30 protein-coding genes are annotated in these 21079 nt (G+C 34.1%); 9 read left to right on the top strand and 21 right to left on the bottom strand.

The genetic code is table 11. From position 1 onward, the window contains the following. Positions 1-57 precede the first annotated feature (57 nt). From IJL02_RS09900 to IJL02_RS09890, 3 genes are read left to right on the top strand one after another with little or no spacing between them, the layout of a single operon-like run. Positions 58-543: a hypothetical protein gene (locus IJL02_RS09900; RefSeq protein WP_292815907.1), complete on the top strand. Its 486-nt coding sequence runs from the start codon at positions 58-60 to the stop codon at positions 541-543. A gap of 2 nt (positions 544-545) precedes the next feature. Continuing rightward, complete coding sequence (locus IJL02_RS09895) at positions 546-989, top strand: hypothetical protein (RefSeq protein ID WP_292815905.1); 444 nt, start codon at positions 546-548, stop codon at positions 987-989. Next, the gene (locus tag IJL02_RS09890) at positions 989-1267 is read left to right on the top strand and encodes a hypothetical protein (protein WP_292815902.1); all 279 of its coding nucleotides are present in this window, start codon (positions 989-991) and stop codon (positions 1265-1267) included. The genes IJL02_RS09895 and IJL02_RS09890 overlap by 1 nt, the downstream gene beginning before the upstream one ends. Here IJL02_RS09890 and IJL02_RS09885 read toward each other — a convergent pair. Continuing rightward, positions 1259-1528 (bottom strand): hypothetical protein, encoded by a 270-nt coding sequence (locus IJL02_RS09885; RefSeq protein ID WP_292815900.1) that lies wholly within the window; start codon positions 1526-1528, stop codon positions 1259-1261. The genes IJL02_RS09890 and IJL02_RS09885 overlap by 9 nt on opposite strands. Positions 1529-1537: 9 nt before the next feature. After that, the gene (locus IJL02_RS09880; RefSeq protein WP_292815897.1) at positions 1538-1735 is read right to left on the bottom strand and encodes a hypothetical protein; all 198 of its coding nucleotides are present in this window, start codon (positions 1733-1735) and stop codon (positions 1538-1540) included. A 118-nt stretch (positions 1736-1853) separates the two neighbouring features. Here IJL02_RS09880 and msrA point away from each other — a divergent pair, with 118 nt between their 5' ends. After that, the gene (gene msrA, locus IJL02_RS09875) at positions 1854-2750 is read left to right on the top strand and encodes a peptide-methionine (S)-S-oxide reductase MsrA (RefSeq protein ID WP_292815894.1); all 897 of its coding nucleotides are present in this window, start codon (positions 1854-1856) and stop codon (positions 2748-2750) included. Positions 2751-2754: 4 nt separating this feature from the next. Continuing rightward, entirely contained in the window at positions 2755-3150 is a 396-nt protein-coding gene (locus IJL02_RS09870) for a hypothetical protein (protein WP_292815890.1), read from the top strand. Here IJL02_RS09870 and IJL02_RS09865 read toward each other — a convergent pair. Further along, a complete protein-coding gene (locus IJL02_RS09865) occupies positions 3137-4117 on the bottom strand; it encodes an Mrp/NBP35 family ATP-binding protein (protein WP_292815887.1) in 981 nt (326 codons plus the stop codon). The genes IJL02_RS09870 and IJL02_RS09865 overlap by 14 nt on opposite strands. 24 nt (positions 4118-4141) lie before the next feature. Next, entirely contained in the window at positions 4142-5473 is a 1332-nt protein-coding gene (locus tag IJL02_RS09860) for an FAD-dependent oxidoreductase (protein WP_292815885.1), read from the bottom strand. 90 nt (positions 5474-5563) lie between these two features. On the opposite strand from IJL02_RS09860, the gene IJL02_RS09855 reads away from it, so the two are divergent. Then, on the top strand, positions 5564-6193 hold the full coding sequence (locus IJL02_RS09855) for a CatA-like O-acetyltransferase (RefSeq protein WP_292815882.1): 630 nt from the start codon (positions 5564-5566) through the stop codon (positions 6191-6193). On the opposite strand, the gene IJL02_RS09850 is transcribed toward IJL02_RS09855, so the two are convergent. From IJL02_RS09850 to IJL02_RS09805, 10 genes are all read right to left on the bottom strand, one after another. Beyond that, on the bottom strand, positions 6186-6563 hold the full coding sequence (locus tag IJL02_RS09850) for a zinc-ribbon domain-containing protein (protein WP_292815879.1): 378 nt from the start codon (positions 6561-6563) through the stop codon (positions 6186-6188). The genes IJL02_RS09855 and IJL02_RS09850 overlap by 8 nt on opposite strands. Next, a complete protein-coding gene (locus tag IJL02_RS09845) occupies positions 6560-6889 on the bottom strand; it encodes a TIGR04076 family protein (protein ID WP_292815876.1) in 330 nt (109 codons plus the stop codon). Before IJL02_RS09845 ends, IJL02_RS09850 begins: the two co-directional genes overlap by 4 nt. A 48-nt stretch (positions 6890-6937) precedes the next feature. After that, a complete protein-coding gene (locus IJL02_RS09840; RefSeq protein WP_292815874.1) occupies positions 6938-7426 on the bottom strand; it encodes a hypothetical protein in 489 nt (162 codons plus the stop codon). A 9-nt stretch (positions 7427-7435) separates the two neighbouring features. Then, the gene (gene npdG / locus IJL02_RS09835) at positions 7436-8125 is read right to left on the bottom strand and encodes an NADPH-dependent F420 reductase (RefSeq protein ID WP_292815871.1); all 690 of its coding nucleotides are present in this window, start codon (positions 8123-8125) and stop codon (positions 7436-7438) included. An 8-nt stretch (positions 8126-8133) separates the two neighbouring features. Then, entirely contained in the window at positions 8134-8685 is a 552-nt protein-coding gene (locus IJL02_RS09830; protein ID WP_292815868.1) for a DUF2284 domain-containing protein, read from the bottom strand. 283 nt (positions 8686-8968) lie between these two features. Next, positions 8969-10333, bottom strand: a complete 1365-nt coding sequence (locus IJL02_RS09825) for an MATE family efflux transporter (protein WP_292815865.1) — start codon at positions 10331-10333, stop codon at positions 8969-8971. Positions 10334-10337: 4 nt separating this feature from the next. Continuing rightward, a complete protein-coding gene (gene cca, locus IJL02_RS09820; protein ID WP_292815862.1) occupies positions 10338-11705 on the bottom strand; it encodes a CCA tRNA nucleotidyltransferase in 1368 nt (455 codons plus the stop codon). Positions 11706-11710: 5 nt separating this feature from the next. Next, on the bottom strand, positions 11711-12268 hold the full coding sequence (thpR, locus tag IJL02_RS09815) for an RNA 2',3'-cyclic phosphodiesterase (RefSeq protein ID WP_292815859.1): 558 nt from the start codon (positions 12266-12268) through the stop codon (positions 11711-11713). Positions 12269-12276: 8 nt separating this feature from the next. Further along, on the bottom strand, positions 12277-13407 hold the full coding sequence (locus tag IJL02_RS09810; RefSeq protein WP_292815855.1) for a 3-dehydroquinate synthase II: 1131 nt from the start codon (positions 13405-13407) through the stop codon (positions 12277-12279). A 9-nt stretch (positions 13408-13416) separates the two neighbouring features. Beyond that, complete coding sequence (locus IJL02_RS09805; protein WP_292815852.1) at positions 13417-14208, bottom strand: 2-amino-3,7-dideoxy-D-threo-hept-6-ulosonate synthase; 792 nt, start codon at positions 14206-14208, stop codon at positions 13417-13419. A 313-nt stretch (positions 14209-14521) separates the two neighbouring features. Here IJL02_RS09805 and IJL02_RS09800 point away from each other — a divergent pair, with 313 nt between their 5' ends. After that, a complete protein-coding gene (locus IJL02_RS09800) occupies positions 14522-15103 on the top strand; it encodes a GNAT family N-acetyltransferase (protein WP_292815847.1) in 582 nt (193 codons plus the stop codon). 13 nt (positions 15104-15116) lie between these two features. Here the strand turns inward: IJL02_RS09800 and IJL02_RS09795 are convergent, their stop codons facing one another. The 6 genes from IJL02_RS09795 to IJL02_RS09770 form a co-directional block, all read right to left on the bottom strand. Next, positions 15117-15281, bottom strand: coding sequence for a hypothetical protein (locus IJL02_RS09795; protein WP_292815844.1), 165 nt, complete (start codon positions 15279-15281; stop codon positions 15117-15119). Between the two features lie 135 nt (positions 15282-15416). Beyond that, on the bottom strand, positions 15417-15932 hold the full coding sequence (locus IJL02_RS09790) for a class I SAM-dependent methyltransferase (protein WP_292815841.1): 516 nt from the start codon (positions 15930-15932) through the stop codon (positions 15417-15419). Beyond that, positions 15925-16770 carry a pantoate kinase gene (locus IJL02_RS09785; protein WP_292815836.1) on the bottom strand — a complete coding sequence of 282 codons (846 nt, stop codon included), beginning with the start codon at positions 16768-16770 and terminating at the stop codon, positions 15925-15927. The genes IJL02_RS09790 and IJL02_RS09785 overlap by 8 nt, the downstream gene beginning before the upstream one ends. 25 nt (positions 16771-16795) lie before the next feature. Further along, positions 16796-17341: a flavodoxin family protein gene (locus IJL02_RS09780; RefSeq protein ID WP_292815831.1), complete on the bottom strand. Its 546-nt coding sequence runs from the start codon at positions 17339-17341 to the stop codon at positions 16796-16798. Between the two features lie 32 nt (positions 17342-17373). Next, positions 17374-17880 (bottom strand): flavodoxin, encoded by a 507-nt coding sequence (locus tag IJL02_RS09775; RefSeq protein ID WP_292815828.1) that lies wholly within the window; start codon positions 17878-17880, stop codon positions 17374-17376. Positions 17881-17946: 66 nt separating this feature from the next. Beyond that, the gene (locus tag IJL02_RS09770; protein WP_292815825.1) at positions 17947-19170 is read right to left on the bottom strand and encodes an FprA family A-type flavoprotein; all 1224 of its coding nucleotides are present in this window, start codon (positions 19168-19170) and stop codon (positions 17947-17949) included. Positions 19171-19259: 89 nt separating this feature from the next. On the opposite strand from IJL02_RS09770, the gene IJL02_RS09765 reads away from it, so the two are divergent. Further along, positions 19260-19925, top strand: a complete 666-nt coding sequence (locus tag IJL02_RS09765; protein WP_292815822.1) for a histidinol phosphate phosphatase domain-containing protein — start codon at positions 19260-19262, stop codon at positions 19923-19925. Then, on the top strand, positions 19922-20386 hold the full coding sequence (locus IJL02_RS09760) for a DUF2115 family protein (RefSeq protein ID WP_292815819.1): 465 nt from the start codon (positions 19922-19924) through the stop codon (positions 20384-20386). Before IJL02_RS09765 ends, IJL02_RS09760 begins: the two co-directional genes overlap by 4 nt. On the opposite strand, the gene IJL02_RS09755 is transcribed toward IJL02_RS09760, so the two are convergent. Continuing rightward, positions 20383-21075 (bottom strand): hypothetical protein, encoded by a 693-nt coding sequence (locus tag IJL02_RS09755; RefSeq protein WP_292815816.1) that lies wholly within the window; start codon positions 21073-21075, stop codon positions 20383-20385. The two genes, IJL02_RS09760 and IJL02_RS09755, sit on opposite strands and share 4 nt — an antisense overlap. Positions 21076-21079: the final 4 nt, after the last annotated feature.

Below are 21079 nucleotides of genomic sequence, written 5' to 3'. Positions count from 1 at the left end.
GAGAATGTTCATTTGTTTTTAAAAGACTTATTTTTATTAAATCATTAATGTGGTATTATGAGTGAACTTAAAGAATTAATAGAAAAATTTATAGAACTTGACGACAGTTTAAATGAACAGGTAGAACAATTGGAAGAATCAGAAGAAGCTTATGCAAAATTCGAACAGGAACATATTGATGAAATCAATGATTTAAATGAAACATATCATGAAATCGAGCATATGGTATTCCATGAGCAATTCATTATAGTTTCAAACAATTCAAGTGATGAAAAGGAAGTTGTTGCTTTAATTATCAGCGATGAAAATGATGAGGAAGAAGAATTTGTTATTCCTGTATTCACCGATGAGAAAGAAGCAAATATAGCTATTGAAGAGTTCAAACAACAGTTCGGTGACATTGAATTTATCTGCGATAAGAGATCTGGAAATGAAATTGTAGCAGACCACCATGATGATGAAGACTTCATTGGCCTTGCAATTAACGCTCCTCAATGGGACTTCGTAATTGCTACAGAAGATGTTCATGACTGCAGTGAATAATTATGAATCCTAAAGATTACGAAGACTATAAAAATAATAATGTAAAGGCTTCAAAAAGCCAGCTAAAGGAATATATTCAGGTATATGCAGATATGGCAAAAAAGCTCAAAAACGAAGATGCCATTGAGCTTGAAGCCGTAAAATCCAATATCAAAAATGAATACCCTAATGAAATCTATTTTACTTTAGTTGATGAAAAGGATGATTTTGTCAGACTGACATTAACAGAATCAACAAAACAGTATATCATCCCTATTTTTACAGACATTAGGGAATATGCTCTTGGAAGCGCCAAAATATCCAAACTATTTTTGGACAAACTTGAAATGAAAGAGATAACTCCAGAAGACATTTCAAAAATAGCTGAAGATGATGAGATGTTTCAGGGTTTTGTAATTAATCCACACTCACAGAATTTTAATATGAACAGGAACGGTGATTTTTAATGAAATTCATTTGCCCAACCATTGGTGAAGATGAAGAAAGGGACTTTCTGGTTACAGGGTCTCTAGAAGATTTTAAAATAATCGTTTTTTCCTCAGTTGAAGAATATGAAAAAGGTATTGAATATTTAAAACTGACCGATTATAGTCCCTGTGAAGTATCTGCTGAACTGTTTAAAAAATTGTCTGAAAATGATGATGAATTCAGTGGTATAATTCTGGATTTGGCCAGCAAAAACAAGTTTATTTCAAAAAAAGAGTTATTGGAAGAATCATTCTAATTCTTCTTCATCCTCTTCTATTATACTATCGTCATTATAATATTTGTATCTGTAAGCCATTTTAAAGCCGGACACAACTTCTCTTTTTGGTCTTCTTTTACGTTTGATGTTTGGCCCGTTCATATCCTTAAATGAATTCTGAAATGGCTTTGCCTGACTTTTGTTTTCACGATAATATGTAGAATTCTTATGTCTGGTATGTGGTGCTCGATACATTCTCTTTCTTAAAAGGCGCCTATTGCTAGTAACACGTCTTATCACAAAAATCACTTATTTTCTGTTTCTGTTTAGATTTTTTGTTGCGGATTTATCTAAAGTAGCTTGGATTTCATCAATTCTTTCAACTACAACTTTAATTGCCTGTTCACCTTGACGGGTAGGGTTAATACCTTGTTCAACAAGTAAAGCATCTCTGATATCTCTTAATCTGTCAATTGAATCAATTTTCATTATAGTACTGTAAAACATCTAACATGTCTCCTATTAAACTTATTATAATATATGATTCTTATATTAAAAAATGTTTTTGACGGAAAATTTTTTTCCAATAGCTAAATTAATTAATCTTGAAGAAGAACTATTAATTATGTTTGAAAAGTTAGAGGTAATCTATCTGGCAGGAGGCTGTTTTTGGGGTGTTGAAGCATTCATCTCAAGACTTCATGGCGTAAATCATACAGAAGTGGGCTATGCCAACGGTCGTGATTTGGCACCGACCTATGAGAAAGTTTGCAGCGAAAAAACCGGCCACGTTGAAACGGTTAAGGTAACATACAATCCGAAATTCATCGGTCTGGAAAATATTTTGGAAAATTTCTTCAAGATTATTGATCCATACACACTGAACCGTCAGGGAGCGGATATTGGAACACAATACAGAACAGGAATCTACTGGCAGGAGGATTTTCAGAGAGATATTGTTTTAAAGTTTTTAGCCAAAAAAAGATTGGAAAGTTCCAAAAAGATAGTTGTTGAAGCACGTCCTATAATTAATTTCTACCCTGCTGAAGACTATCACCAGAAGTATCTTGAAAAAAACCCGCAGGGATATTGTCATGTTGATTTAAATTTAATAGATGATGAAGAATTCAAACACTTGACCAAAGAAGAGTATGAAATAACACAGCTATCTTTAACAGAACCACCTTTCAGTGGCAAATACGATAACTTTTTTGAAGAGGGTATATATGTAGATGTAGTAGATGGTGAAATTCTCTTCAGTTCAGATGACAAATTCGACTCAGGATGCGGCTGGCCGGCATTTACAAAACCTGTTTCACAAGATGTAATTACACAAAACAGGGACTTTTCATACGGCACAACACGCATTGAGGTTAGAAGCGCCAAATCAAACTCACACTTAGGTCATGTATTCCATGACGGTCCCGGAGGCTCCAGAAGGTACTGCATCAATTCAAATGCACTTAAATTTATCCCAAAAGATGAAGTTGAAAAATATATTAAAAATAAAAACAAAGAGTAATACAATGAAACTAGAAGAAATTAAACATCCCGAGTTAAAAAATCATATCAACATGATTTATATGCATGGTGAAAACGAAAACCAGAAAGCTATAGAAAACACCGAAGCAGAAATAAAAGAATATATTAAAGACAAGTATTTTATAATATCTGTAGAAGATGAAAAGCCGGTTAAAATTCCATATGCCAATGACGGTGAATATCTTGTGCCAATATTCACAGATGAGGCCGAATACATCAATGGAATGCAGTACTTTTCTCTTAATGTAATGGATGAAAACAAGGAATACATTATTGAAAAGTTGGATTATTTTAAAAAATTAAAAGAAGATCCTAATTTCTTAGGATACATCGTAAATATTGCAAGAGTAAGTTATATTATTAACACTACTCTTTTATGAACTCTTTTTGAATTTGAGAGACAATTTCAACAAATCTTTTTGAAACTTCATCACTAGGATCAAGTGTTGAAATTACACCCTCTTTATTAGGAGATTGTGCAACCTGCTCTTCGATTGGAAGGTCTCCTAAATAAGTAATCTCCATTTCATCAGCAAAAGCCTTTCCATTGCCTTCACCGAAAATATAGAGTTTTTCATCACAGTGAGGACATATATAATAAGCCATATTTTCAATAAGGCCAATCTTGTCTATATTCATCATTCCAACCATCTTGACGCATTTCAAAACGTCCTCTTGAGATACTACATTCGGTGTTGTCACCATGATTACAGCATCAGCATCGGGAATTGTCTGCAATACGGTTAATGGTTCATCTCCAGTACCCGGAGGATTATCGATGATTAGATAATCAAGTTCACCCCAGTGAGCATCTGAAATCAGCTGTTTGATTGCTCCTGTTTTTTGAGGTCCTCTCCAAATAATTGGTGTATCGATACTGTCAAGTAAAAATGCCATTGACATTACTTTAAGGCCGCTTTCAATGGTTACCGGAAACATTGAGTGTTTGTATTCTTCCTGTTTTGCTTTGATGAATTCAGCTTTCTCTTCATCACTTTCGAATGTTTCTTTTGCCATTGCTCCTTCAGTCAATTCTTTAAATACTTCAAACTGGTAGTTGCTGAAGTTTTCACCGTATAACTCCACACCTAACATTTTAGGAATATTAGGTCCGTGAATATCAGCGTCAAGAATACCAGTTTTGAATCCTAGTTTCTGTAAGGTTTCGGCAAGATTTGCTGCTACGGTAGATTTGCCGACTCCACCTTTTCCACTCATAACCACAATTTTGTGTTTGATTTGTCCGAGGTTTTTAGCAAGCCTGATTTCCTGTTCAATCATTTGCCTTTGTTGTTCTGGGGTCATTTGGCCTCCGTGACCGTGATGACCGTGTCCATATTCTGCCATTTTATCATCTCCAAAATATTATATTTAATTGAATTTTTTACTTACTTCTTCTACAGCAAGGATTAAAGGATCTGTAACCATTGATACAGGAGGAGCATATGCGAATTCCATATTACTTAAATCAAAGCAGGTTAAACCTTCAGTAATAGCTAATGTCATTGTATCAATTCTCTCAGCTACCCTTTCCTCTGCAATGATTTGACAACCTATAATGGTTCCGTTTCCATCACAAATAACTTTAATATCCATCGGTTTTGCATTCGGATAGTAACGTGCTCTGGTTAAAGCTTCAACCTTTTGAACAACAGGTCTGATTCTGTTCTGTTGAGCAAAACTTGTAGTATAACCAACAGCACCGAATTCCAATTTGCCGACTTTTGAAACCATGGAGTTTAATACAGGATTGAATTTGGATTTTTTGCCGCATATTGTACGGGCCAATGTTTTTGATTCACGTACTGCAGTGGTACCGAGTTGGGAAATTGTATTTGAACCTAAAATAAGGTCTTTTGACTCAACACAGTCACCTACAGCATATACATCTTCTACTGAAGTTTCCATCCTGTCGTTTACAAGAATAGCCCATCTTCCGATTTCACAACCAGCCATTCTGGCCAAATCAAGTTCAGCCCTTACGCCTGTAGCCATAATAACCATATCAGCGTCATAAATGTCCTCATCACCGAAACATGCCTTTTCAACTTTTTCCTCACCAATCAATTTGGTAATCGGTTTTCCTAAAACCACTTGGATACCTTCCATTTCAAGATAGTTTACAAGAATATCAGACATATCCTTATCAAGTGATCTAGGAACAATTTGAGGTAACATTTCACTTAAAATAACATTCAATTCCTGTTTTTTAAGGGCATAAGCTATTTCAATACCAATTAAACCTGCACCGGTAACAATAGCACTTTTTGCATCTTTCATAGCTTCCTGAACCCTAATACCATCATCGATGTTTCTGATTCTGAATACTCCATCCAAATCCACACCTTCCATAGGAGGTACAAATGGATTTCCTCCGGTTGCAAGAACCAGCTTATCCCATTTCATGGATTCTTCTTTGCCGTCTTTTACATAATTAATAGTTTTTTTATCGCTGTCAACAGCAGTTACTTCCGCTTCAATGATGACATCAATATCTTTATTTTTATAATCTTCAGGAGTTCTCATTACAATATCATCAAATGATTTGATTGTACCGGACAGTACATAAGGAATTGCACATGGTGAATATGCAACCTTATTGTCTCTTGTGAGAACTGTAATTTCAATTTCCTTATCAAGTTTACGAATATTTGAAGCTGTTGAGATTCCTCCAGCTCCTCCACCTACAATTACTACTTTCATTATAACATTTCCAAATAAGATTTATAACAATTATATTTATTATTACTTACATATAAAAAAGTAACTATTTACAAGGTTTTAGGTTAAAATATGAGAGAAATTGAATTTAATTTAGATGAAAATCCATTTATTAATTTTTTATCTTCAAGGTACTGTATGAATGCAAGAATTAATGTGGAAAAATTATGGAACTGGTGTCATGAAAATGACAAATCTTTTTTTATAATGTCTTTAGGTTGTCTGATTAATGCTGTTAATAAAGTTCCTGAGCTTAAAAGAAGAATCATTAACGATAAAGTCTATGAATTTGAATATTTGGACGGAACTTGCCCAATAATGGATAGCGAAAAAGAAATTTATAGAGAAATGAGGGTTGAACCTCCCGAAAACTTTGAGAATATATATGTTTGGCAGGATTATGTACAGCAATTATCTCAAGATATATTATCAGGAAAAAAAGAAGGTTTCAGCATTGACATGCATTTAAGAGATAAGGAAAATATAGCTAATTTTTCATGTATTCCATGGGTTGATTTTGATTCAATTACAAACTGCATAGTTGAATCAAATCAAATACAACCTTTAATCACATGGGGACAGGTAAATAAAAACTATGAAATGACTGTTTCAATAACCGTTAGCCATATATTTGTCAATGGCAGGGAATTAGGATATTTCTATGAACATGTCCAAAAACAGTTCAGCGAAATTCCTAAATAATTCCGAATATTAAAAGGAATGTTGAAATTAGAACAATTATAAATGCATGAATTATAGTTTTTTCATTTTCAACTAATTTGAATGCAACGAAAAATGATAACAAAACACACAATAAAGGATATAGAATAATCCTGTCTGAATTGATTACCCTTACGTTGAATCTTGCAGTAAGAACAGCAACAAATTGTATAAACAGGGCCAGATAACCCATAAATATCATCAGATATATTTTATTTTTTTCATACGAACCATTTGAAACATGATTAGTATGTACCGGTTTTGAAACAGGCACATCAATTTTTGAACCACAATTCTGACAAAAAACAGAATTATCTTCTACGACTTCACCACATTCAGGACAGTTTCTCATTCAAACACCTCTGATTCAATGTCTGTTGCTTCTAGTTTCATAATAACTGGCCTTAAACCGTCATTGCATGAAACTATCGCAACCCCTGGAGTTTTAATCCAATCACTGTAATACCAGATTTCCTGCACTCCATGAGCCAGTGCGAAAACATACTGATAGATTGCTTTCCATGCCTCATCACAGAATCCATCCGGTTTTGCATAATCAGCATAATACACTTCTCCCTCACTCATCAAAGGACATGTCGAAAGACCATCAACACCATATTCCTTTGCGAGATCTTCTTGAAGTGTTGTTTTAAGAATAGTGATTTTTACCTTTTTCATGAAGAAAAATTTGTTATATGAATTTAATATAATTAATGATGAAAAACACTAATAACTACATTTTAAAGAAATTTCTTTAAGAATTTTAGATAAATACTTCTTTTTTAAAACAAGTTCTCGCTTATTTGCCAACTTTTTGTTGTTAGGTTGTTCAACTTTTTCGCCCAATCTTGAAGCACCCAAATATTTGGTGTCACCTTCCCTTAACAGATGCGCTTTACCGTCACGAACTGCACTGAAAATATAGTAATAGTCCCTGAAAAGAACATCAAAATCGTTGCTTAAATGGTAAATCTCCAGGTCTGTAATCAGGCGGGAGTCAATATCATACCAGATTAAAAAAATAGCTTCATATCTAAATAAATCGGCAAATTCAATAAAATTAAAGTAATCTAAATCACACAGTTTCAATTTAAAAGCAGGATATCTCTGACCGCAGTTTTTATACTTATAGCCTACAGAAAAAATAAAATCATCGGATCCATCCAAATCAACTTCATCGATTTTTAAACCAATAAGCTCTTCAAATGAATCCATAAAAATCATCTAGTCTTTATCAAGTGCAGGAATTCCGGTTATTCTTAGTCCACCGTAGTGGGATTTGTACTTGATGTTTAATCCAATCAACAATGGAGTAATCTTTTCAATGATTCTTGCCTTTTCTAAAATACCGCAGTCGATTGTTTTAATTCCAGGAATCTTGTCAATTATCTCAGCAGCAGTTGCTTTTGCATCTGCATCATCACCTGCAATAAGACAGTCACAGTCAATTTCTTCAGGAATGTTTGCAAGATGTGAGTTTGAGATGTTACAGAATGCGCAGATTACTTTTGCACCGGTTCCTTCCAAAATAGAAGCGGTTCTCTCAGCAGCAGAGCCTTCCATAAGGTCAATGAATCTGAACGGTTTTCCACCGATTGCTGTTTCAAGAGGTACTGTTGCATCCATAACAATTTTATCTGCACAAAACTCCTTGATTCCTTCAATTGTTGGTTTTTGAGCAGCCAGAGGTACGGTAATAATTAATACATCACCTTCTTTTGCAGCATCTTCGTTTGCCATTCCTTTCATGCTTGACAAATCATAATCTGCAAGGTCTTCTTTTGCTTTTGCAACTACATCCAATGCTTTTTCTTCCTTACGAGATCCCACTATCACATCAACACCGGCAATAGCCAATCTTTCTGCAATTCCAAGTCCCTGAGGACCTGTTCCACCAATTACACTTACTATCATTTAATCACCTACTTTTTATCATATAATAAGCCACCGACGAATATAAGATATTCAGGCAGCTTTCCGTCTTTTGCGTACTGTATTTTATAACCAAAAAGATCATTAACAGCCTCATCCACTTTCGCACCCAATGCTTCGAGAGGATATCTCATTTTAAAAGGCATCTTGCAGGGCATGTTAAATTCCCTTGTACATCTCATGCACAGATTGCATTTTCCCAAAAATAATCCAAGAGCGTCTTCACTTTCAAGAGCGTAAATATCGTTCATCATTTTAACTTTCATCCTTTCAAAACGTTTTAGGATGTATTCAAGTTCCTTGTCCTCAAAAGTGTGGGCAAGCTCTTCGGCGGAAAAATCAATTTTAAATGCGATTATCTTTAGTTTATTGTATGAATTCCAAACATCATCAACATCGAATTCGAATGGAGGATAGTTCCAGTTGTATCCAAGCATTTCCTGCTCTTCAATACAGAGTTTTGAAACATTTTCAAAGTCAACATAGTTTTTATAGAACTCTTCAACATCAACATCAAGTGTGAGTTTTTTTATCTCAGACATAGTTAATATTATTTAGATAAAACATTATAAAAGTTACTACAAAAAAATGTTACAAAAATAAAAAATATTCATTAAATTTAATGTTTTAATAAAAAATAATGAATAAAATTAATAATATATTTTAAAATATTTACTAAAATTAATAACTTATTGCTGCATTTTTATATAAAATTCATATTACATTTTGAAATTTTCCATTATTGAATCAATAATATCAAAAATAAGATGAAAAGTTTAGTTTATAGCTTATAAATCCCCATATAAGCTAAACAAAATTTAATAATTAATCTTCGAAATAAGACCTGTGTTTATTCAGGTAGTAGTTGATGTAGGCATATCCTACAAGAGAACCTACAGACATTCCGCAAACAAGACCTGAGTAAACCCCCACTACGCCCCATGCGAAAATGAATGCAAAAAGACCTGCAAAGATTACTTCCATGATAAATGACCTCAGGACAGTGATTATTAAAGATGTAGTTCCTTTTCCCATTGACTGGAAGATGTTTCCCGCAAGAACACCAAACGGCATGAACAGTATAAAGAAACACAATACCCTTAATGCTTCAACTATACTTGAAGCCAATACTGCACTGTCTGCTGAGTATGAAAATATAAATGACAGCGGGTCTGCAAATATGAAGAAAAATGAAGATATTATTATTGAAGATACCATACCCAATTTAATACCGTAATTAAGAGAAGTCTTTAAATTAACAAGGTTTCGTGCACCGTAGGCAGCACCGCCGACTGTAAGGGCCGCAACTCCAATACCAATTAATGGAGACATTCCGATTGATACAAGTCTCCATGTTGCAGTATATGCAGCAACAGCAAGGGTACCTCCTAAAAGTGTAAGCCAGTAATTCATCAGAATTGATACGAATGATATGATGAACTGCTCCAGACTTGCAGGAATACCTACAACAAGGATATCTTTATAGATTGAAAAGTCAGTTTTATATTCGCTCATTTTAACTTTAAGAAAACTGTCCTGTTTTATAAACATCCAATATACCATAGGAGATGCTGCAAGAGCACCAGCAAGCACTGTTGCAAGAGCAGCGCCGGCAACACCCAAACCCAATGTATAGATGAATATCGGATCTAAAATGATATTGATTATTGCTGTTAAAATCAAAGGATATGACGCTCTTTTGACTTCACCCTGGGCTCTGAAAATTGCCGCCATCATCGCAGGAAGGAATACTGAAAATATACCTCCAATGACAATACTTCCATAAGCCATGGTTTCAGACATTACTTCACCGGCACCCATCATCAAAAGCAGAGGTTTTAAAAGCAGTAAAATAACAACAGTTGAGATGACTGTCATTATTATTGAAAGCATTATTGAGTGTATTGCACTGTTTCCGGCCTTGTGATAGTCTTCAGCTCCTATGCATCTTGCAATCAGTGAGTTTGAACCTGCACCCAAACCGTTTGCAAAACCAACCAGTGCCAAAAACAGAGGTGTTACAAAACCGACTGCAGCAAGAGGATGAGGGCCAAGTCCTGAAACCCAGATACCGTCAATGATATTGTTCATCATCATGAACAGGTAACTTATAATGATTGGTATCGCCAGCTTGTTTATCGCCTTTTTAGGATGATTAACTATTAAATCTATATCTTCTGTTTTCTGCATCTGCTCACCTTACAATATACTGAGACGGGTTTATAAAATCATCTAAAAATTGTAAATAATCCTCATCGCCTGCCAATTCATCCAAAGTGACAAATTCATAAGTTTCAATTATATTTTCTTTGATATTTTTTCCAACTTTGATTTTTGAAATGTTTTTTTGCGTAAAGATGTCTTTTATAAAATCAATGACACTGCTGAATTCACGTTTTTGCATGTGAACCAGAAAGTCACCTTCAATATGGCAATTTGAAGCACCATATTTTGTAGTAAAATTATTGCATGCCTTGTTTAAATAGACTTTAGGTCCTTTATTGACTTTAATGGCATTCAGTTTGGATGAAGCCATTTCAAGCAATATTACAGATGAGTCAACTTCATTGCTTGCATAGTCTGCCTTAAATACATTGAACTCCTCATTATCTATCTTTTCGGCCAATGATTCTGTTGTCATTTTAAGTTGAGGATGTAGGGTATCAAGAGGTATTTCCGGAATATCGAATTTGATTGCTATAAATTCACTACCTCTTTTATCCAACTCGTTTAAAATTTCATCCTTATCGAGAGGTTTATCTAAATGATAGAAATAATCCTTTTTGTTATCTGATGATAGGTAATTTCTTGCTGACTGAATGAATTCTGCAAACTTATTTAATCTTAAAGCTGCACCTACATTACGGTTTTCATCTGTCGGGTCAATGACAATTAAAGGATCATTGAAATTTCCACCGGTACCATAGCCTTCCAAATCAATAATATGACCATTCTGCCAGGTTGTTGCCTGTCTTAATGTTTCTTCAAAGCTTCCGTATTTGATTATTAAAAGTTCACACAGATATCCTGCAAATCCGCCAACCTTAAACTCCGAACCGTAAGTTCCTGTCACGTCCATGAATCTCTTTAATAAAAGCACTTCATCACAGCCTTCAGGAGTTAACTTGCCTTTAACGTATCTGGTGTGAAGTATTGTCCTGTCGACTGCAGATTTGAGCTGGGAACCATCTTCAATTGCATAGCATGGAACCAAATCAACTTCAAAGTCGCCTATTTGAGATGTAACATATGGATGTGATGCAAAGTGATGTGAAGCTTTACCGCCAAAGTGGTCGTTGCATTCATGAGCCAAATATAAACCTTTATCCTTTAAAGTGCTTTCATCAACGTCAAGTGGAAATGCAATGAATACATCGATGTCTGATTTTCCTTTAAGTGCAGTGTGTTTGGCAACAGAGCCCACAACTTCTACTTTTGCATCGATATTTTCCTTTTGACATGTCTGCTCAATAAAACTGACCAGTTTTTTAGACATTTCGTCAAGTTCTTGCTGTTCAGTTTCTGTTGGTTTGATATCTTTTAAGATTGGCCCATAATCCATTTTTATCACAATTCAAATACTTTTAAATCATCATATATAGGTCCTTGAGGAGTTAAAGTGGATTTCTTAAGAGAAATTTCACTGACTTTCATTTCACCTATTTCAAATTCACTATAATCTTCAATTGTTGATTTGACCTGATTTTTGTTTTTTGCTGATTTCATACGTCCGATTGTTAGATGTGTTGAGAATTTCTTGTCCTTATCAAAGCCCAATTTTACAAATTCCTTATCCAGTCTGGCGTGCAAATCTTTAATTATGGCATCATCATCGATTCCAACCCAGATGACCTTTATGCGATTGGTGTTTGGAAAAGCACCACAACCTTTTATTTTTATATCAAAAGGTTTGAAATCGGATACTACTCGCGCAATTGCATCTTCAAGCAATTCCAAACCGTTAGTGTCAATGTCACCAAAGAACTTTAGAGTTAAATGCAGATTTGTTAGCTCAACATATTTGATTTTGGCATCAATCTGTTTAAATTCTTTAATAATCTTATTTATTTTAGGCTTTAAGTCATCATCCAAATCAATAGCTAAAAATGCTCTAACTACCGACATCAAATCACCTATTGTTCTATAATGGTTTCATCAATTGCAATTCCGAAGTGACGTGCGTTTTCTTCAATGTAAACCTTGACCTTATCGCCGGGTTCTACGTCAGCTACTGAAAGAGGATTGTCATCTGCATCGACAATTCTGATTGTTTCTGCATTCTGAAGCAAGGTTCTTATTGTTTTTCCTCCATATTCCGCTTCAATTAAAATTAATGGTCTTCTTTCGATTTTGCTTCTGCCGACATATGCAGTTCTTGTTTCACCTTCGGTGTTTACAATCAGCACTTCATCTCCTGCAACCAGTTCTGAGAGATATCTTGTTTTGTTTCCCGGAACCATCACATAAGCCTGAACAGGACCTGCATTTACTCTGAATGGTCTTGATGCAACGTATTCACTTTCCAAACTTTCGGAGTGTACTAAAAACATTGATTTTGAATATGAACCAATCAGCATTCCTTCACCGGGACTCATCATGTCAGTAGTATCTACACATACCCTGTCACCTGAACCCAATGGCTTAACGTTGGTTACTGTTGCAATTTTAAGGTCATATTTTACCTGAGATGCCTTTACGACTTCTTCAGCTATCTTTTTGGTTTGGTTAAAGTCATTAGCTTCAAATATTATTCCGTCAGTTCCGTGCTCAAGTGTTTCCAGCGCTACGCGGGCACCGTCAAGGTCTCGTACTGCAGCAATAATTTCCACATCTACTTTCTGTAAATCCGCAATGATGTTTTCAAGTGGGATGATTGTCCAGTCAGTTCCTACAAGAATAATATAATCTACGATTGAACCTAACTTTACAGCCAACTGCTCGTGTGCCTTATCTGTGATTTTTATATATGCACATACAGTTTTTCCTTCACTTTTTGCTTTTTTGGCATTTGAAATGTCAACTGAATCTGTAAAATCATCATTTAAGTCTAAAAATCCATCACCTTCACCGTTAATGCCAACAAGATAAATATCAGCATCATCATTGTTTGCAATGATTTTTACATTGCCCAGTTTTCTGATGTTTTCTATATCATCAAAGTCAAGGACATGGTCAATTCCGGATTCAAGTGCGGTTGTAATCATTTCCTTTTTATCTTCCCACAATTCATCAGGAGTACTAATCCATGCGAATTTGTTTTTCATTTAACTCACCTATTTTAAGAATTCAAGTGCTTCATCAACATCCAAATCATGGTGAACGACTTCAGATATTGCTCTTGTAATTTTTCCTGGGTTTTCAGCCTGGAACAAGTTACGTCCAAATGCAACACCTGCTCCACCAACTTCAAGTGAGTCTTTTACCATATTCAATAAGTCTTCATCAGTATCTACTTTTGGACCGCCTGCTATTACAACAGGTACGATTGCACCTTCAACAACTTCCTTAAATGAATCCGGATCACCAGTATAATTGGTTTTAACAATGTCAACTCCAAGTTCAGACCCGACACGTGCAGCATGTTTTACGAATTCAACGTCATGTTCGTTTTCAACTTTTTGGCCTCTAGGATACATCATCGCTAAAAGTGGCATTCCCCAGTAGTCACATGTCTCAGCAATTGCTCCCAATTCCTGAAGCATTTGGCTTTCTGTTTCTGAACCTAAGTTTACGTGAATGGATACTGCATCTGCACCTAATTGGATTGCTTTTTCAACGCTTGTTACAGTCACTTTATCGTTTGGATCCGGTGCAAGGGAAGTACTTGCTGATAAGTGTACAATTAAACCTATATCCTTACCGTAACCTCTGTGTCCCTGTTGTACGATACCTTTGTGCATTAAAATTGCATCTGCTCCTCCCTGGGAGATTTCCTCAACAGTTTCATCCATGTCGATGATTCCTGGAATAGGACCGCTTGATACACCATGATCCATCGGTGCAATTACAGTTCTACCAGTATTCCTATTTATGATTCTTTCTAAACGAATCTTTTTACCTATCATTTTTTAACCTCTTTACTTATGAATTATATTTTTCTTAATTATGATATATAATGTTAATTGTCTAAAAAATATTATACGTTTTTTAAAATTTTATTAAAAACAATATATGAAAATTAAACAATTAAAATATAGTTTTGAAAAAAATTTGTAAATAGTATTGTAAATAATTCTAAAATATATACAATGTAATTTCAATATAAAATACTAAATATAAATCAATTTTTTATGAAAAAAAGAATATTTCAATCTTAAATCAATATTAAAAGTTCATATGAGTAAAAAATAAATAATTAAACTATTAATAAGAACAGATATGAAAATTAAAGATATTATTGATAATTATTATTTTGAAACTTTGAATGAAACTCATGACTTAAGCTATTTTGATTGCGGTGATGAGGAATTGAATGACTTTTTGAAAAATGATGCATTGAAGCAACAAAATGAGAAGTTAAATATTACAAAACTTATAATGTTTGACGGAAAAATAATCGGATACACTTCAATTTTAACAGATTCATTAATTTTGAAAAATATTAACGATGAAAAATTAAGATTAAAAATTAAAGGCAAATTAGGAATCAAATCTAAAAATAGAAATGTACCTGCCGTTAAAATTGGAAGATTGGCCATAGAGAAAAAATATTCTGGAGAAGGGTTAGGCACACATATATTAAGAAATATTATTCATAGTTTAAAAGCTATTGCAAAAACTAATGTAAGTTTTCGATTCATAGTTGTTGAAGGTTATGCTAAAGCATTCAATTTCTATGTGGCAAAAAATGGGTTCGAATACTTAAAAAAAGATTATGAAAAAGTAAAAAACATTGATTTCATATCCCAAAGAGATCCAACAAAAAAATTCTATTTATATCTAGATTTGGAAAAAATTTGAAAATAAATCAATATTATTTTTGGTATGGAGGTTCATCCCAAAAATAAACTATTCTCTGTGAGTTCATTTCTTTTTTTAATTTTTCCTGTTTTTCAGTTGGAGGGTCAAGCATATGATTTAAAAATTCTGTAGCTTCATCACCTTCTAAAACTGGTGTATCCCCAATAGGTTGTGCCATATAAATTTCCTCAAATTAATTTTTTGTAAAATATATTATATTCTACAAACTATTTAAATTTAATTAATTTTAACTCTTTAAAATTGCTTTAACCTTGAAAAATTGCTCTTAAAAAAACAAACTATATAAAATTATCTATTTTTTAAGAGAAGGAGTCCAAAAATCGAATTCCTTTATCAAAGGAGGAATTCCCGAATCGTGATAAGTTTCAAGATAACCGTCATCAGACGAGATATCTTCACCACTTATACCTGCCGAATTAACAAATTCCAAAAGTCCACGATTTCTTATTACAGTATGTTTAGGTTTAAATGTTGATGAATAAATATAAAAAACCTTAAAAACAGTATCCGGATGATATCCGCCACCCAAATCAATAGCCAGTACATCACATGTCTGGATTTTTTTAAATATTTCAGCCAAAACCTCATGCAAACGCACATCACCCGAAATAAAGTCAACATAACCCAGTTTTGCCATTTCATCAATTGCCTCCGGTGAGTTATCAGCAGCAATTATTCTGCAGTCTCGGGGAAACAGTTTTGTAGTACCTCCGGTGTGACAGCCCAATTCAATTACGGTATCGCCTGATTGGACCAAATCCATAAGATCATTTCTGTAATTTTTAATGTTATAGCTAAGTTTAATCATAAACTATCCCAATGTTGTTAACTTTATCTATATGTAAGTCTTCGATGTTTAGACTTTTGAGTGCATCTTCATCATATGCAAATGCAAATACCGTATTTCCCAACATTGCCATGGAACTACCTAAAATATCACTCGAAGAATTAAAATAATCAATCAATTCTTTGACTTCATCTGACATTAATTTCGTATCATGAGAAAACTTATTTGAAAAACTTAAAAAGTTCTCAAGCGTAGGTTCGCTTTCAAATAATTCAAGATACTTTAGACCAGAAGATGATATGACATCCTTGTGATGAGGATCCCGGATAATGTCTGCGGTTTGGATTGCTCCAAAAGTTTTCCATCCTATATAAACATCCTCTGTAAATGATTTTATCTCACCTATTCCCGGAGCACCTGGTTTTGTTCTTAAAACAATACCTTTGCCAGTCTGAGCTATAACATCCCCCAAACCTGCGCCTAAATTAACTTCTGCCATATGTGCAATCTGACCGCACAGCTCAAGGGAATAACCTAAATTCAGATATTCATTAATAGCCAACGTGAGACTTAAAGCTGAAGCTGCTGAAGTTCCAAAACCTGCTCCAATAGGCAGCTGAATATCTTGAGTAATTTTAAAATCAGTTTCAATTTCCAAAATTGACAAAACTTCCCTAATAACAGTTTCATCACCCTGATTGACATTAACAGTCAACTCATCAGCTTTAGAAACTGTGGTTTTAACGCCTTGTGAAAGTAAAAAACCAGCACCACATGATCCGTTTTTAAGAGTTATTTCATGGTTTTCTATTGTAAAAAAACCTGTAATGTGGCCTGGTACAAATACTGAATTTGCCATAATAAATAATTTGTTTTCAATTTAATTAAAATTTTTGACCGATTTCATAGGCCTTTTTAAGGTCATCTTCTTTTTTGTCTGCATCACCAATGAATTTAACACCTGCGACTTCAAGTGTTTCAATATATTCAAGCTCGGTGTTGTTTTTAAATGGCTGCGCTTCGGTTAATCTGATATAATCTGCATAGATATCAGTTCCTGGATATGCATGTGTTAGTATCATTGCGGCTTTTCCATTGAACTTCTTATCCGGATTGTTGAATATTGAGTAGAACCTGTCAACAATTGTCTTTGCCTGCGCTGTCATTTGACCGAAATATATTGGAGAAGCAAGGATAACACCGGCACCTTCAGCCAACTGGTTAATGATTTCCGCACCATCATCCTCATATCTGCAGTCTTTTCCTTTAGCACATATTTCACACCCGCTGCATGGATTAATGTCCATATTCTGAAGATAGTATTTTACAACCTCATGACCATTGTCCTCAGCACCCTTAATCATTTCATCCAAAACACGATTTGTATTTCCTTTCTTTCTAGGACTTGCCTGTAGAGCTAAAATTTTCATATAATAAACTCCCAATTTATTTAAAAAAAATGTTAATCATTTATCCATGAAACTACAGTCTGCTGCACTTCATAAACATTTGCACCAGGAATTGAAAGACCTTTTTTGATTTCAGCACCTTCACATAATTTTTTCAAATCATTATTACTTTTACCGAAACCTGAACCTTCATGAGTTACAAATGGTTTAACTATTTTACCTGTAAAATCAAGTTTTTCCAGTTGAGTAAACATCGGCATTGGAAGTGTTCCCCACCAGTTAGGAAAACCAATGTAAATAGTATCATATTCATCTATACTCTCTAATGACTGTTTGATTTCAGGCCTTGCATCACTTTCAAGTTCTTTTTTTGCAATATCAATGCATTTCATATAATCTTCAGGATAATCAACTGCTGCTTCGACTTTAAATAAATCAGCACCAGTTTCTTGTTGAATATATTCTGCAATTACTTCAGTGTTTCCTTTTTCGATGTTTTTAAGCTCACCGCCAAAGTAATTTTCACCGCTTCTTGAAAAATAAATTACCAAATCAGACATAATATCACCTTAATGTTGAGATTTACAACAATTTAAAATCTAAAAAAATAATAAGAATAGATTTAACTATTCTTTTATTGAACGGGCAAGTTCTGCTCCTTTTTCAAATGCTTCAGCTAAAACATCCTCATCAGGTACAAACAATACATCTAAAGTATCGCTTACAGTGAAACCTGCTTTTTCCAAATCCTCCTGGAGTTTTTTAACAGCTCCTCCACCCCATCCTTTAGATGAGAATATCAAAGCGTTTTTCTCACTGCCGGTTCCCTTGAAGTTAACACAGTCAAGCCAGTACATCATATTTCCGATTCTAGGGAACGGTTTGTTCATCATTGTTGGAGCACCAAGTGCAATAGCTTTTGAGTCCAAAATGTCAGTGATTACATCATCAGGACCGTCTTCCTGCATGAAATACATTGCAACTTCTACACCTTCACTCATTATACCTTCAGCTATTTGATATGCGAGCTTTTCGGTTGAGTGGTGCATTGTATCATAAATAACAGTGATTTTGTCTTTACAAACGCCAGATCCCCATTCGGAGTATTTTTCTACAATTGGGGCTGGGTTTTTCCAGATTTGACCGTGACATGGAGCAATCATTTTAATATCATTGATTAAACCTGTATCGGTCAATTCCTGCAGTTTCATTCTAAGCATTGGAGAACCTAATGTTACAAGGTTAGCGTAGTATTTTTGCGCTTCTCTAAGTAAGTAATCTACAGAGTAGTCTTCATCAAATCTTTTGGAGTGAGCTACGTGCTGTCCGAATGCATCATTTGAGAATAATATTCCTTCTTCTGCCAGTAATGTAAACATACTGTCCGGCCAGTGAAGCATTGGTGCTGAGATGAATTTTAAGGTTCTTCCACCAATGTCAAGTTCATCACCTGTCTGAACGGCAGTCATTTCCAAATCTGAAAAATTATGATATTGAGCTTCTAAAAATTTAATACAGTTAGCAGAGGCATATATTTCTGCATCAGGATTATATTTATCAATAGTTTCTCTTAAGTGAGTTGAATGGTCCATTTCAGAGTGGTTTTGTACAAATACATCTATTTTAATGTCTTTTCCTTCCTGAGCAAACGCATCTTCAACTCTTGCGTAATATTGATCTGACAATCCTCCATAGACATTATCAATCAATACAGTCTTTTCTTCACCAAATACCAAATATGCATTGTAGGTAGTACCTGGAATTCCATATCCGTGGAAAGTTCTACTTTGCCAGTGAATAACACCGACCCAGTAAACACCATCAGCTATTTTTACTGCTTTTGCTTTCATTTTATTAACCTCTAGAAAAATTTAAGTTATATAAATTTATATCAAATGTAATATATATAATATTATATTTACTAAAAGGAGATATTATTTTGAATAAAAGAATCGATTTACATATGCACAGTCTGTTCAGTGATGGAGAATTACTGCCATCCGAACTTGCAAGAAGAGCTTTAAAGTTAAACCATGAGGCAATAGCCATTACAGACCATGTCGACTGGTCCAATGTTGACACAATTCCGGCAATTCAGGATGCAATTGAGGACATTAATGCCAACTGGGACATTACCGTTGTTTTAGGCGCTGAAGTCACACATGCACCATGCGAATCAATTGACGGAATAGCTGCAAGAGCAAAAGAATTAGGGGCAAAGATTGTTGTTGTTCATGGAGAAACATTAAATGAACCTGTAACTCCTGGAACCAATCGTGCAGCTGTTGAATCAGAAAATATTGACATATTAGGACATCCCGGTTTAATAACAGTTGAAGAAGCAGAAATCGCTCGTGAAAATGATATCTATCTTGAAATTTCAGCACGCAGCGGACACTGCCTTGGAAACGGCCATGTTGCAAATGTAGCACGTGAAGTCGGAAACAAACTTTTAGTAAATACAGACACACATTCACCGGACAATATCATCACATTTGAAAAATCATATCAGATTGCACTGGGTGCAGGCCTATCCCATGACGAGGCCATGAAGGCAATTGTTGATAATCCACATGAACTGTTGAAATCCAAAGGAATATTATGAAGGCATCTAAACTTTTAAAGATTATTCAGAAGAATCTTGAAAATTATCCTATTGATTATCTTAGAAATAAAGCTACAGATGATAGGTACAAAGACCCGCTTACTAAAAAACTTGCAAAATATAACTCATCTGTATATGATGATATATATGAGACAGTTATTTCAGATGATTTTGATATAAAAGACAATGTTATTAAAAATATCCAGGCAGATATTGGATACTATTTCGACAGGTATGCACCAGGTGATGAGCAAACCCGCGAATTTACAAAATACATTTCACTATACCTGGCACTGATAGCTAAAAAACCGCTTCATCCATTCAGTGAAGATAAACAGGATGAGGTTTATTATTTCAATGAAGACTATTACTGCAAAGGTCGTGTGAAATACATTCATGATAAAAAATCACTCTGCAGATACTGTGTTTGTAAAAATGTAGGATTTTCAGGACTGTTTTAATTATTTGAAAATTCAACTAAATTAATCGATTCATCAATGCATAGAAAATCCATCAAAATATCAATAGCTTTTAGAAAATCCTGATCGGCACTAACAAATTTCAGATTTAAATCCGGATTGTTTTTGCAAAACTCATTAGCATCAAAAAGAATTTCCTCATCAGCACCATGTAACAGATTACTCCTAAGATTCTCCTGTTTGATTTTATCTAAAATTATCTTATCTTTTTTTGTGTGATTTGGTACAATTTTCAAAAAATCAAAGGTTTTCTTTTTATTTTCAATATGAATTGCTTGAAAATCTTTTTGAAAAATTGCAAATTTTGTTTTTACATCAAAAGCATCATGATATTGGTCAAAACATAATCTATCCCAAATAACACTTAATGCATAATGCATATCCTCCTTATCAAATTTATCCATTGAATTAATTCCATTAAGATATCTATGAACCTTTTCATAATCTACAAAATTATTATCTGAAAAATTATCAAAAAATCTGCATAACATCAACAGAAAAAAGTCATATTCATGACATTTTTCATTAAAAACATTATTCACTTCATTTTTAACATTTTTATAATAGAAATAATTATTTTTATAAGCAATGAAATCATTTGAAGTCGCATTTAATGAGTCCCATGAAAAAATATGACCTACAATAACATTTGAATCAAGAAAGTAGTTCATTCAA

It is taken from the genome of Methanobrevibacter sp. (assembly GCF_017427765.1).
In the GTDB taxonomy this organism is placed as follows: domain Archaea; phylum Methanobacteriota; class Methanobacteria; order Methanobacteriales; family Methanobacteriaceae; genus Methanocatella.
The sequence above is the reverse complement of the archived record's forward strand: the minus strand, read 5'-3'. Positions and strand labels throughout refer to the sequence as shown.

Excerpts from the sequence above, each read along its gene's own strand:
- IJL02_RS09890 (WP_292815902.1), top strand. The coding sequence starts at position 989 with ATGAAATTCATTTGCCCAACCATTGGTGAAGATGAAGAAAGGGACTTT.
- IJL02_RS09860 (WP_292815885.1), bottom strand. The coding sequence starts at position 5,473 with ATGAAAGTAGTAATTGTAGGTGGAGGAGCTGGAGGAATCTCAACAGCT.
- IJL02_RS09785 (WP_292815836.1), bottom strand. The coding sequence starts at position 16,770 with ATGGCAAATTCAGTATTTGTACCAGGCCACATTACAGGTTTTTTTACA.
- IJL02_RS09855 (WP_292815882.1), top strand. The coding sequence starts at position 5,564 with ATGAGAGAAATTGAATTTAATTTAGATGAAAATCCATTTATTAATTTT.
- msrA (WP_292815894.1), top strand. The coding sequence starts at position 1,854 with ATGTTTGAAAAGTTAGAGGTAATCTATCTGGCAGGAGGCTGTTTTTGG.
- IJL02_RS09825 (WP_292815865.1), bottom strand. The coding sequence starts at position 10,333 with ATGCAGAAAACAGAAGATATAGATTTAATAGTTAATCATCCTAAAAAG.
- IJL02_RS09810 (WP_292815855.1), bottom strand. The coding sequence starts at position 13,407 with ATGAAAAACAAATTCGCATGGATTAGTACTCCTGATGAATTGTGGGAA.
- npdG (WP_292815871.1), bottom strand. The coding sequence starts at position 8,125 with ATGATAGTAAGTGTAATTGGTGGAACAGGTCCTCAGGGACTTGGAATT.
- IJL02_RS09790 (WP_292815841.1), bottom strand. The coding sequence starts at position 15,932 with ATGATTAAACTTAGCTATAACATTAAAAATTACAGAAATGATCTTATG.
- IJL02_RS09845 (WP_292815876.1), bottom strand. The coding sequence starts at position 6,889 with ATGAAAAAGGTAAAAATCACTATTCTTAAAACAACACTTCAAGAAGAT.
- IJL02_RS09780 (WP_292815831.1), bottom strand. The coding sequence starts at position 17,341 with ATGAAAATTTTAGCTCTACAGGCAAGTCCTAGAAAGAAAGGAAATACA.
- IJL02_RS09800 (WP_292815847.1), top strand. The coding sequence starts at position 14,522 with ATGAAAATTAAAGATATTATTGATAATTATTATTTTGAAACTTTGAAT.
- IJL02_RS09880 (WP_292815897.1), bottom strand. The coding sequence starts at position 1,735 with ATGTTTTACAGTACTATAATGAAAATTGATTCAATTGACAGATTAAGA.
- IJL02_RS09840 (WP_292815874.1), bottom strand. The coding sequence starts at position 7,426 with ATGGATTCATTTGAAGAGCTTATTGGTTTAAAAATCGATGAAGTTGAT.
- cca (WP_292815862.1), bottom strand. The coding sequence starts at position 11,705 with ATGGATTATGGGCCAATCTTAAAAGATATCAAACCAACAGAAACTGAA.
- IJL02_RS09795 (WP_292815844.1), bottom strand. The coding sequence starts at position 15,281 with ATGGCACAACCTATTGGGGATACACCAGTTTTAGAAGGTGATGAAGCT.
- IJL02_RS09865 (WP_292815887.1), bottom strand. The coding sequence starts at position 4,117 with ATGGCAGAATATGGACACGGTCATCACGGTCACGGAGGCCAAATGACC.
- thpR (WP_292815859.1), bottom strand. The coding sequence starts at position 12,268 with ATGTCGGTAGTTAGAGCATTTTTAGCTATTGATTTGGATGATGACTTA.
- IJL02_RS09755 (WP_292815816.1), bottom strand. The coding sequence starts at position 21,075 with ATGAACTACTTTCTTGATTCAAATGTTATTGTAGGTCATATTTTTTCA.
- IJL02_RS09775 (WP_292815828.1), bottom strand. The coding sequence starts at position 17,880 with ATGTCTGATTTGGTAATTTATTTTTCAAGAAGCGGTGAAAATTACTTT.
- IJL02_RS09830 (WP_292815868.1), bottom strand. The coding sequence starts at position 8,685 with ATGTCTGAGATAAAAAAACTCACACTTGATGTTGATGTTGAAGAGTTC.
- IJL02_RS09770 (WP_292815825.1), bottom strand. The coding sequence starts at position 19,170 with ATGAAAGCAAAAGCAGTAAAAATAGCTGATGGTGTTTACTGGGTCGGT.
- IJL02_RS09870 (WP_292815890.1), top strand. The coding sequence starts at position 2,755 with ATGAAACTAGAAGAAATTAAACATCCCGAGTTAAAAAATCATATCAAC.
- IJL02_RS09900 (WP_292815907.1), top strand. The coding sequence starts at position 58 with ATGAGTGAACTTAAAGAATTAATAGAAAAATTTATAGAACTTGACGAC.
- IJL02_RS09760 (WP_292815819.1), top strand. The coding sequence starts at position 19,922 with ATGAAGGCATCTAAACTTTTAAAGATTATTCAGAAGAATCTTGAAAAT.
- IJL02_RS09850 (WP_292815879.1), bottom strand. The coding sequence starts at position 6,563 with ATGAGAAACTGTCCTGAATGTGGTGAAGTCGTAGAAGATAATTCTGTT.
- IJL02_RS09805 (WP_292815852.1), bottom strand. The coding sequence starts at position 14,208 with ATGATAGGTAAAAAGATTCGTTTAGAAAGAATCATAAATAGGAATACT.
- IJL02_RS09895 (WP_292815905.1), top strand. The coding sequence starts at position 546 with ATGAATCCTAAAGATTACGAAGACTATAAAAATAATAATGTAAAGGCT.